Raw genomic sequence first — 10,263 nt, 5'->3', positions numbered from 1 at the left:
GGTGGGGAGCCGCCGCATGTATGTGCCCTTGCGAAGGGTTGTTCCGGCCGGCGGTAAATGCATCTGGGCGCCCCCTTCAGGCTCCCCCGGGGCGACCTTGACAGGGGGCGGAGACCGTGGGGTACTGCGGATTGCGAAGCCAGGCGGACTGGACGGGGGTGAGTCTCCTGCCGCAGCTGCGTTACCCCACCGTGCCCCAACTCGTCTCGTCCGCGAGGGCGTTGGCAACCCATCGGCCCACCCTGTGCACGCTGGGACAGGTGGGTGTCTCCCGCGCCGGGCGCCCCCTGCACCTGCTGTCCGTGGGCCATGCCCGACGGGCCGTGCTGGTCGTCGCCGGCGCCCACGCCAACGAGCCGACCGGCGGCTCCACCCTCCTCGCCCTGGCCGAACGGGTGGTACGGGAACGGGAGTTGCGCACCGACACCTCCTGGCACTTCCTGCTCTGCGCCGACCCCGACGGCGCGAGCCTGCACGTCACCCCGGCGCCGCGCAGCCTGCTCGACTACCACCTCGGCTTCTTCCGGCCGGCCGCCGAGGAGCAGCCGGAGTGGTCACCGGCGGTGCTGCCGCCGGACCGGCTGCCGCCCGAGACCCGGGCGCTGACCCGGGTCATAGACGAGCTGCGGCCCTACCTCCAGGTGACGCTGCACGGGACCGACCTGGGCGGCAGCTGGGTGCAGCTGACGAAGGACATCCCGGGGCTCGCCGAGCCGTTCGCCAAGTCCGCCGCCCAGCTGCACATCCCGGTGGAGACGGGCGCCTCGGACGCCGCGGGCTGGTCCGCGTCCGGGCCCGGGGTGCATGTGATGCCGTCGCCGGGCGCGGGGGCCGCGTACCCGAGCATGCCGGACGACGCGCGGCGGAGCACCTGGTACCACACCCACCGCTACGGCGGCCTGACCGCGGTCGTCGAGGTGCCGATGTGGGCGAGCGACCTGGTGGACGACCCGGCGCCGCATCCCGCGCCGGCCGCCGCGATACGCCGGCTGGCGCGCCGGCTGCTGCGGGACGGGCTGGAGGTGGAGCGGGTGCTCAGCGACGCGCTGCCGCGCCTGGAGGGCGTCGACGGGCCGCTGCTGCGGGCCGCGAGGTGGGCGCTGGAGCTGGTTCCGGGGCTGGCCGCGGACTGGATGCACACCCCTCCCGCCGACGACACCATGGCGTACGTCGGGAGCGTGGACGCGTTCGGGCGGCGGCTGCCGTTGCGGGCCGCGGCGATGCTGCTGCGGGTCCTGCGGGAGACCGACGATCGCGCGGCACCGCACCTGGAGCGGCTGGTGTCGACCTGGAGCGACTCCTTCGCCGAGCGCTTCCGGGCCCGCTGGGTGCCCCTGGAGCACCAGGTCGAGCACCAGTCCCGCACGGTGGTGGCGGCCGCCCTGCACGCGCGCGAAGGGACGGCCTGAGAAACGGCGCCCACGCACGCGTGCGCGGGCGCCGCGACCCGCGGCACACGGGGCCCTTGCGGGGACGCCCGCGACCCGTCGCACACCGGCGCGCGCGGGGGCGCCGCGACCCGCCACACACCCGGCGCGCGCGGGGACGCCGCCACCCGCCACACACCGCGCGCGTGCGGGACCCCGCGGCACGCGGCACACCGGGCACGTGCGGGACCCCGCGGCACGCGGCACACCGGGCACGTGCGGGACCCCGCGGCACGCGGCACACCGGGCACGTGCGGGACCCCGCGGCACGCGGCACACCGCGCGCACGGGGACGCCGCCACCCGCCACACACCGCGCGCGGGGGCGCCGCGACCCGCCACACACCGCGCGGGGCGCCGCCGCCACCCCCCACACACCGCGCGCACGGGGACGCCGCCACCCCCCACACACCGCGCACGGGGACGCCGCCACCCGCCACACACCGCGCGTGCGGGACCCTGCGGCACGCGGCACACCGCGCGTGTCACCCGTCGAGCGCGAACACCTCCCTCGTGCGTGCCCCGAGGGCGCATGCGTTGGGGAAGGTCTGGACGTACTCGACCTCCCGGCCGCTCCACTGTCCCCGCGCGTGCACGGTGACCGGCGCGTAGACCATCGGGCACATGACGTCCCTGGCCGGGAGCGCGCCGATGTCGCCGTCGACCGCCGCCAGCTCGGCGCACGCCTCGGCCGCGCGCGCGTGTCCCTGGGGCGGATCGCACAGCAGCAGGGTGCCCCGGGTGTCGCTGGAGCGGGAGTCGCCCTTGGTGACGGTGAGGTAGAGCCAGTTGCCCGGCAGGTGGTGGCCGGGGGCCGCCTGGGCCTGGGGCGCGGCGGTGAGGAGCAGCGCGGCCGCCAGCAGGGCGCCGCGTACCGCTTTCGCTGTGGTGCTGATCGTCATTCCAGGTGCATCGGCACGGCGGCCCCGGAACCCCACCCCGGCTCACCCGAACGGGAGCACGCGGGCGCGTACCGCTCGGCGAGTTCGAAGGCGTGCAGGACGACGCGCGACTGGTACTCGACCTGGCGCGCGACCGGGATCCAGCGGGCCCCGCAGCCGTCGAGGTAGTCGGCGCACCACTCGCCGATGAGCCGGTCCAGGTCGGGCAGCACCCCGGCCGGATCGCACCCCGCGCCGGTGACGAGCTGGTGCAGCAGCCCCGCCGTGCGCAGGGCGAGCCGCCGGCCGGCGATGCGCAGGGCGGCCAGATGGGCGGTGCTCAGTGGCGGGAGCGGGCGCGTCCCGTCGGCGATGTCGGGGTCCCAGGTGTCGGCGAGACCGGGGCAGACCAGTAAATAGTCGTCCACCGGGGCGAGCAGGCGGGCCGCGTCCGGCGCGCCCGTCGTGTGCGGGCGCAGGCGCGCGAGGAGCCGCTCCAGCAGCTGCGCGTCGCGTCTCAGGGTGTGGCTGACCGTGCGCAGCACGGCGGCGCGGTCGGCGGGCGGGGAGCCGTCCTCGACGGCGGCCACGCCCCACATGGGGGCCTCGACGACGGCCGTGACGGTGCCGTACCGGTGCGGGTGGTACCAGGTCGACTCCACGGCGGCCTCGGTGATGGCGGCGGCCAGGTCGCCGGGGCGGGGCGGCGGGATGCGGTAGACGGCCGGACCGATGTTGGGCCAGTACAGGGTGTCGTACGGCCCCAGTTCGCGCGGGATACCGAGACGGGCCGCGGTGTGCGCGACGCGCTGGGCGAGGCCGGGCAGGTCGCGGGTGAGCTCGACGAAGCCGCCGCCGACGTCGACGCCGTGCAGCGAGCACTGCAGAAAGGGCCGCAGCTCGTCCTGGAGGTCGAGCAGGGTGCGGGTCTCCGGCAGGGCGGCGGCCGCCGCTCCGGCGGGCAGCCATTCGGGCTGTTCGTGGAAGCCGGGCCGGAAGAAGTTCCGGAAGTACCGGCCGAGGGTGTACGGGCCCGACAGCCAGCCCTCGTTGCGGCGCAGGCCGTCCGGGTCGAGACAGAGCAGCAGGTTCCAGGTGGCGTCGGCGCCCGCGGTGAACCGCGGGTCGGCCAGGGCCCGTTCGGCCAGCCGCAGCACGGTGGCGCCGCCGACGGGTTCGTTGGCGTGCGGACCGGCGACCACGAGGGCCTGACGGCTGCCGTGACCGACGGAAAGCAGCCACATGGGGGTGCCGGCCCGGGAGGTGCCGACGCGGCGCAGACGGGCGTCACGGGGGCGACGGGCGACGAGTGCCGCCGCCCGCGCGCCGAGCTCGTCGACGGTCGGATAGCGCAGGAGGGGCGGCAGGGCACACCTCCCCGATGTTGTGCCGTCGGTTCACCTGACGTGCATGACGTACGCACAGTCAGTCACGACTTGAGGGGTACGTCAACACCGCGGCGAGGAAAGGGATTTGAGCCATCACAGCAGCTCAACGCCGTGTCATGCTCAGGCCAAAGCTAAGCGGTGGCTCAGTCGGCGGCGAGCCGGAACGACATCCGACCGAAGCCGACCTGGTCGCCCTCGCGGACCACGGCGGCGCCGATGACCCGCCGTCCATTGACCGTGGTGCCGTTGGTGGAGCCGAGGTCCCGCAGCACCCACATGCCGCCCTGGCGGCTCAGTTCGGCGTGCACCCGGGAGACGGTCTCGTGGGTCAGCCGCAGTCCGTTGGCCGGATCCCGTCCGATGCGCAGCGGGTGGCCGCCCGCCGGGTGCGGGAGCAGCAGCTTGGGCAGCCGCTCGGCCTGCCAGGCCCTGCGCAGCCGTACGGTGAAGCCGGAGACGGCCTCCACGGTGCCGAAGACCAGGCGCGCCAGGCGGCTCTCCTGGGGGAGGTCAGCGGTGAGGGCCACGAGTTCGTCGGAGCGGCGGGCGGCGAGCGCCAGCTCCATGCGGCGGATGAACGTGTCGTGCGAGAGCCGCCCCATGGCGACGCCGTCCCGAAGCACCTTCAGCGCCTTGTCGCGCTCCGCGTCGGACAGTCGCGCGGGGTACGTGTTGAACTCGAAGGACGACGTCACGTTGGTGATTGTCGGTCAGTGAACCCCGGGTGTCCAGAAAACGAGAAAACGGCCGCCACGCGCGCGTATCCCGCGACACCGGCGGGGAAAGGGGGGATTCGAAAGCGCGCTGATCTCGTTTGAAGCACCATGGACGGGCTACATCCCGGTGAGCAGACGAAGGGGAACCGTCCGTGCAGTTCGAGGTGTGGGCACCGCAGGCCGGCCGTGTGACGCTCCATTGTGACGGCGCCACGCGCGCACTGGAGCGCGATCCGGAGCGGGAGGGTTGGTGGCGGGGCGAGGCCGACGCGCGGGACGGCTCGCGCTACGGGTTCGCGCTGGACGACGGTCCCGTGCTGCCCGACCCGCGCTCGCGCCGCCAGCCGGACGGCCCGGACGGGCTGAGCGCGGTCGTCGACCAGGGCCGGTACGCGTGGCGCGCCGAGTGGGCCGGACGGCCGCTGCCGGGCGCCGTGCTCTACGAGCTGCACGTGGGCACGTACACCCGTGAGGGCACCCTGGACGCCGCCGCCGAGCGGCTCGGCCATCTCGTCGAACTGGGCGTCACCCACGTCGAGTTGATGCCGCTGTGTCCCTTCCCTGGGCGGCACGGCTGGGGGTACGAGGGCGTCTCGCTGTGGGCCGTGCACGAGCCGTACGGCGGGCCCGAGGGGCTGAAACGGTTCGTCGACCGGGCGCACGAGCTGGGACTCGGGGTGGTCCTGGACGTCGTCCACAACCATCTGGGGCCCTCGGGCAACTACCTGCCGGCCTTCGGGCCGTACTTCACGGACACGCACCACACGCCCTGGGGTTCCGCCGTGAACCTGGACGCGCCCGGGTCGGACGAGGTGCGGACGTATCTGGTGGACAGTGCCCTGTCCTGGCTGCGGGACTACCGGATCGACGGGTTGCGGCTGGACGCGGTGCACGCGCTGGCGGACACGCGCGCGTGCCACTTCCTGGAGGAGCTGTCGACGGCCGTGGACGCCCTCTCGGGCGATCTGGGACGCCCGCTGTTCCTGATCGCCGAGTCCGACCTGAACGACCCGCGGCTGATCACCCCGCGCGCGGAGGGCGGCCTCGGGCTGGACGCGCAGTGGAACGACGACTTCCACCACGCGCTGCACACCGCGCTGACCGGCGAGGCGCAGGGCTACTACGCCGACTTCGGGCGCGCGCCGCTGGCCGCGATCGCCAAGACGCTCACCGGGGGCTACTTCCACGACGGCACGTACTCGAGCTTCCGGGGCCGCCGTCACGGGCGCCCGCTGGACACCACGCGCGTGGCCGCGCACCGGTTGCTGGGCTATACCCAGACGCACGACCAGGTCGGCAACCGCGCCCAGGGCGACCGTCTGTCCGCCACCCTCTCCCCCGGCCTGTTGGCCTGCGCGGCCGCGTTCGTGCTGACCGCGCCCTTCACGCCGATGCTGTTCATGGGCGAGGAGTGGGCTGCGGGGACGCCCTGGCAGTTCTTCACCGACCACACCGACCCGGAGCTCGCCGACGCGGTACGGCGCGGCAGGCGGCGGGAGTTCGCGGCGCACGGCTGGGCCGAGGAGGACGTGCCGGACCCGCAGGACCCGGCGACCCGGGACCGCTCCTGCCTCGACTGGAGCGAGCCGGAACGCGAGCCCCACGCGCGCGTGCTCGACTGGTACCGGCGGCTCATCGCCCTGCGCCACGAACAGGCCGACCTCACCGACCCCGACCTCGGCGACACCAAGGTCGCCTACGACGAGCAGGACCGCTGGATCGCCTTCCGCCGCGGTGACGTGCGGGTCGCGGTGAACCTCGCGAAGGAACCGGCGGCCATCCCGCTGGGCCCCCGCGAGGCCCGCGTACTGGCCGCGTGGGAGCCGGTGCGGGCCCCGGGCACCGACGGGGTGCTGCACGTACCCGGCGAATCGGCCGCAATCCTGCTCCAGAGCTGACGAAAGCCCACGGGGCCCGCCCGGTGGGTGCCCGGCGCCGCCGGCGGGCGCCGGGGCCGGGACGCCGCTGACCAGCGGCGGGGCACTCGGGACTCGGCCGAACCGGGGCTCCCGCAGACCCCCGCGCGGGCCGCCCGATCCAGGGCTCCTGCACATCCCGCGCGCGGGATGTGGACCCGAAGTCCCTGCGGGTCCCGCGCGGGCCGCCGATCCAAGCGGCCTGCACATCCCACGCGCGGGCGCCCAACCGAAGTCCCCGCCCATCCCGCACACGAGCCACCGAACCGAAGTCCCTGCGGGACCCCGCGCGGGCCGCCGATCCAAGCGGCCTGCACATCCCACGCGCGGGCGCCCAACCGAAGTCCCCGCACATCCCCCACACGAGCCACCGAACCGAAGTCCCTGCGGGACCCCCGCGCGGGCCGCCGATCCAAGCGGCCTGCACATCCCACGCGCGGGCGCCCAACCGAAGTCCCCGCACATCCCCCACACGAGCCACCGAACCGAAGTCCCTGCGGGACCCCCGCGCGGGGCGCCGATCCAGGGCTCCTGCACATCCCACGCGCGGGCGCCCAACCGAAGTCCCCGCACATCCCGCACACGAGCCACCGAACCGAAGTCCCTGCGGGACCCCCGCGCGGGGCGCCGATCCAGGAGTTCTGCGCAGCCCGGGCGTGGTTGCCGGTGTGGGTGGGGGGATCCGAGTCGGTGGTGTCAGAAGTCCTCGGCTCCGTCGGTCTCGCGGAGTTCCGTCACCCGCTCCAGCAGGATCGCCTCCCAGGCGCGGCGGAGCTGGAGGCCGAGCAGGGGGAGGGGGGCGGTGTCACCCCGCTCGATGTGGTCGGCGAGGCGGATCACCGTGTCGCAGCGGGCCAGCCACAGGCCGCGCAGACAGGGACGGGCGCCGTAGCCGGCGAGGGTGGCGGCGCGGACGGCGGCCGGGGAGCCGACGGCGACCGCGAGGCCCGCGATGTCCTCGGCGGGGTCGCCGACGGCCGCGTCGGTCCAGTCGAGGACCCCGCGCACCCGCCCGTCGGCGCTGACGACGAGGTGCTCGCCCCGAAGGCCGTGGTGGACGAGGACCGCGGTGCCGGGCTGCGCGGCGAGCTGGACGGCGGCCGCGGAGGTGAGCTGGTGCAGCCGTACCGGGTCGAACTCGTCGGTTCCGGCGAGCAGGTGGGCGGCCTTCTCGGCGGCCCGGCGCAGGCCCTCCAGGGAGCGCGGGGCGGTGCGCGGGACACCGAGCGTCTCGGCCTGCCGTACGGGCACCTCGCGCAGCCCGGTGAGCAGCCCCGCGAGGTCGGCCTCGCCGACGGCGGAGACGTCGTGCTCCTCCGCCGTGCCGCCCGGCACCTTGGTGTCGAGCGTGTACGTCAGCCCGGGCGCCCACTCGCCGTGCGCCACGCTGGTCGGGACGGCGAGCGGGAGGTGGGGGCGGACGAGGTCGCGCAGCCGCAGTTCCCGGCGCTGGCGCAGGGCGGCCTCGCGGTCCGGGGCGAGGCGCAGCACATGGCGGGTGCCGACCCACCAGGTGGAGTGCTCACCGCCCTCGGCGACGGGCCGTACCTCCGGACCGGCCGTCCCCCCGCCGTCCTTGAGCAGGGAACTGACCAGCCGGCGGACGGTGTCCGCGGTGGGTGTCGGTGCCTGGGTCATGGTCGCGCCGTTGTCACTCGGGGGTGTGCGGGGGCTCCTGGGACGATCAGTCCACTATGACCATCTCGCGGTCGGTGGTGTTCAGCCGCCGGCCGCCGTCCTCGGTGACCGTCACGATGTCCTCGATCCGCACCCCGAACCGGCCGGGCAGATAGACGCCGGGTTCCACCGAGAAGCACATGCCGGGCACGAGCGGCTGCCGTTCGCCCTCGATCATGTACGGCGGCTCGTGCGTGGTGACGCCGATGCCGTGCCCGGTGCGGTGGATGAAGTACTCGCCGTACCCGGCGTCCTCGATGACCGCGCGGGCGGCCCGGTCGACCTCCTGGCAGGCCACGCCCGGCTTCACCGCCCGGACCCCGGCCTCCTGGGCCTCGCGGACCAGGTCGTGCACCCGGCGCTCCTCGTCGGTGGGCTCGCCCACGTGCACGGTGCGGGAGGTGTCGGAGCCGTAGCCGTCCTTGAGGCCGCCGAAGTCCAGGACGACCATGTCGCCGCGCTCGATGACCCGGTCGCCGACCTCGTGGTGCGGGTTGGCGCCGTTCGGGCCGGAGGCGACGATGGTGAAGTCGACCTGGGAGTGGCCGAAGCGCCGCAGCAGACCGGCGAGGTCGGCGCCGACCTCGGACTCCGTGCGGCCCGCGAAGGGAACCTTCCGGATCTCCTCGAACGTCGCGTCGGCGGCTGCGCCCGCGGCCGCCATCAGCTCCAGTTCCGCCGCGTCCTTGACGGCGCGCAGCATCGGCAGGGCCTCGGTGAGGGAGACGTGGCTGGTGCCGGGCAGCGCCCGCTGGAGGCCGAGCAGGTGCATCGCCCAGGCGTTGTCGCTGATCCCGAAGCGCCCGCTGACGTCGAGGAGCGCGGCGGTGGCGGCGTAGGGATCCTTGCCGTCGGTCCAGTCCCGCAGATTGAGCGCGCCCGCGCCGGGTGCCCGCGCGGCGTCGGGCGCCTCCAGGGTGGGGACGATCAGGACGGGGGCGCGGCCGGGGGCGAGGACCAGCAGGGTGAGCCGTTCGGTGGCCGCGGGGGGCGTGTAGCCGGTCAGCCACACCAGGTCGGGGCCCGGGGCCACGAGGAGCCCGGCGAGACCGGCGTCCGCCGAGGCGCGCGCGGCGCGGTCCATGCGGGCCCGGTAGTCGTCGGCGGTGAAGGGCGCGGGCGCGGTGCCGGTCATCCGGGCCTCCCTGGGCGGGTTGAGGGACCACAAGGGACTACGGGCAGCATCCTGCCCGGACAGCGGGGGCCGCGCGACCCGTCTGCCCGTCCTGGGGCACTGAGGCCGGTCACGGCGTCAGCTCTCCAGGGCGAGGCGCACACCGAGGAGCAGCAGCACGCCCCCGGAGACCTGTTCCAGGCGCCGGCGCACCCCGGCGCGGGAGAGCACGGTCCGCATCCGGCCGACGAACCACACGTACAGGCCGTAGTAACCGATCTCGTAGACGGCCCACAGCGCGGCGAGACCGATCATGGCGGGCAGGTGCGGGGCTCCCCGGGGCACGAACTGCGGCAGGAAGGACATGGCGAAGATCGCCGCCTTGGGGTTGGCGAGGTTCAGCAGCAGCCCGCCCCGGTAGGCGGCCCAGCCGCTCTTCTCACCGCCCTCCCAGCCGGCCGTGGCGTCCCCGGTGTGCCGCGCCTGCCGCAGCGCCTGGACGCCGAAGGCGATCAGGACGACCGCGCCGACGATCCGCATCACGTCGTACGCCACCTCGGACGCCGCGAGCAGCGCGGTCAGGCCGAAGGCGGCGACGACTCCCCAGACGAAGACCCCCGTCTCGTTGCCGAGCACGGTCAGCAGACCGGAACGCCTGCTGCGCAGCGACTGCTTGATGATCAGCACCGTGCTGGGGCCGGGCGAGGCGGCGATGAGGGTGCAGGCGCCGAGGAAGGCGAGGAGGGTGCTCAGCATGCGCCCCATGGTGGTCGGTGTCCGGGGAGCCGGGCCAGCGGTTTTCGCCGCGCCGACGCGGGCCTGCTCCGGGGGTCAGGTGACGACTCCGGGTACGGCCGTCAGCCGCTGGTATGTGCCGCCGCGGTGACGGACGGTCAGTGTGACCCGCGTACCGGGGCGGGCGTGGGCGACGGCGCGGGCGAGGTCGGCGGCCGTGTCGAGGCGGGTGCCGTCGAACGCGAGGAGTACGTCGCCGCGGACCAGGCCGGCCGCGCAGGCGGGGCCGGGGACGTGGACGCCGACGACCAGGGCGCCCGGTCCGCGGTCGTCGACGGCCTCCAGGCCGAGGGTCGCGGCGACGGGCGCCGGGGACACGGACGCGGACGGGGCCGGGCTCGGGGACGCGG

9 protein-coding genes are annotated in these 10,263 nt (G+C 74.9%); 2 read left to right on the top strand and 7 right to left on the bottom strand.

All coding sequences use genetic code 11. The features are described 5' to 3' along the window. Positions 1–158: 158 nt before the first annotated feature. Positions 159–1,409 carry a M14 family zinc carboxypeptidase gene (locus GRC12_RS36715; protein WP_208784442.1) on the top strand — a complete coding sequence of 417 codons (1,251 nt, stop codon included), beginning with the start codon at positions 159–161 and terminating at the stop codon, positions 1,407–1,409. Positions 1,410–1,911: 502 nt separating this feature from the next. Here the strand turns inward: GRC12_RS36715 and GRC12_RS36710 are convergent. From GRC12_RS36710 to GRC12_RS36700, 3 genes are all read right to left on the bottom strand, one after another. Beyond that, positions 1,912–2,328 carry an SSI family serine proteinase inhibitor gene (locus tag GRC12_RS36710; RefSeq protein ID WP_208784440.1) on the bottom strand — a complete coding sequence of 139 codons (417 nt, stop codon included), beginning with the start codon at positions 2,326–2,328 and terminating at the stop codon, positions 1,912–1,914. Beyond that, positions 2,325–3,674 (bottom strand): M14 family zinc carboxypeptidase, encoded by a 1,350-nt coding sequence (locus tag GRC12_RS36705; protein WP_208784444.1) that lies wholly within the window; start codon positions 3,672–3,674, stop codon positions 2,325–2,327. Before GRC12_RS36705 ends, GRC12_RS36710 begins: the two co-directional genes overlap by 4 nt. A gap of 164 nt (positions 3,675–3,838) precedes the next feature. Beyond that, positions 3,839–4,390 (bottom strand): DUF1707 and FHA domain-containing protein, encoded by a 552-nt coding sequence (locus GRC12_RS36700; RefSeq protein WP_208784438.1) that lies wholly within the window; start codon positions 4,388–4,390, stop codon positions 3,839–3,841. A gap of 173 nt (positions 4,391–4,563) precedes the next feature. Between GRC12_RS36700 and treZ the strand changes: the two genes are divergently transcribed. Beyond that, entirely contained in the window at positions 4,564–6,309 is a 1,746-nt protein-coding gene (gene treZ, locus GRC12_RS36695; RefSeq protein WP_208784436.1) for a malto-oligosyltrehalose trehalohydrolase, read from the top strand. 714 nt (positions 6,310–7,023) lie between these two features. Here the strand turns inward: treZ and GRC12_RS36690 are convergent. From GRC12_RS36690 to GRC12_RS36675, 4 genes are all read right to left on the bottom strand, one after another. Next, positions 7,024–7,965, bottom strand: coding sequence for an aminoglycoside phosphotransferase family protein (locus GRC12_RS36690; RefSeq protein ID WP_208784434.1), 942 nt, complete (start codon positions 7,963–7,965; stop codon positions 7,024–7,026). A 46-nt stretch (positions 7,966–8,011) separates the two neighbouring features. Then, entirely contained in the window at positions 8,012–9,139 is a 1,128-nt protein-coding gene (locus GRC12_RS36685) for an aminopeptidase P family protein (protein ID WP_208784432.1), read from the bottom strand. 117 nt (positions 9,140–9,256) lie between these two features. Beyond that, a complete protein-coding gene (locus tag GRC12_RS36680) occupies positions 9,257–9,874 on the bottom strand; it encodes a LysE family translocator (RefSeq protein ID WP_208784430.1) in 618 nt (205 codons plus the stop codon). Positions 9,875–9,949: 75 nt separating this feature from the next. Continuing rightward, the coding region (locus tag GRC12_RS36675; RefSeq protein WP_208784428.1) for a PDZ domain-containing protein at positions 9,950–10,263 on the bottom strand (314 nt) is incomplete at its 5' end.

It is taken from the genome of Streptomyces griseorubiginosus (assembly GCF_017614965.1).
Classification (GTDB): domain Bacteria; phylum Actinomycetota; class Actinomycetes; order Streptomycetales; family Streptomycetaceae; genus Streptomyces; species Streptomyces griseorubiginosus_B.
The sequence above is the reverse complement of the archived record's forward strand: the minus strand, read 5'-3'. Positions and strand labels throughout refer to the sequence as shown.

Excerpts from the sequence above, each read along its gene's own strand:
- GRC12_RS36710 (WP_208784440.1), bottom strand. The coding sequence starts at position 2,328 with ATGACGATCAGCACCACAGCGAAAGCGGTACGCGGCGCCCTGCTGGCG.
- GRC12_RS36690 (WP_208784434.1), bottom strand. The coding sequence starts at position 7,965 with ATGACCCAGGCACCGACACCCACCGCGGACACCGTCCGCCGGCTGGTC.
- GRC12_RS36685 (WP_208784432.1), bottom strand. The coding sequence starts at position 9,139 with ATGACCGGCACCGCGCCCGCGCCCTTCACCGCCGACGACTACCGGGCC.
- GRC12_RS36680 (WP_208784430.1), bottom strand. The coding sequence starts at position 9,874 with ATGCTGAGCACCCTCCTCGCCTTCCTCGGCGCCTGCACCCTCATCGCC.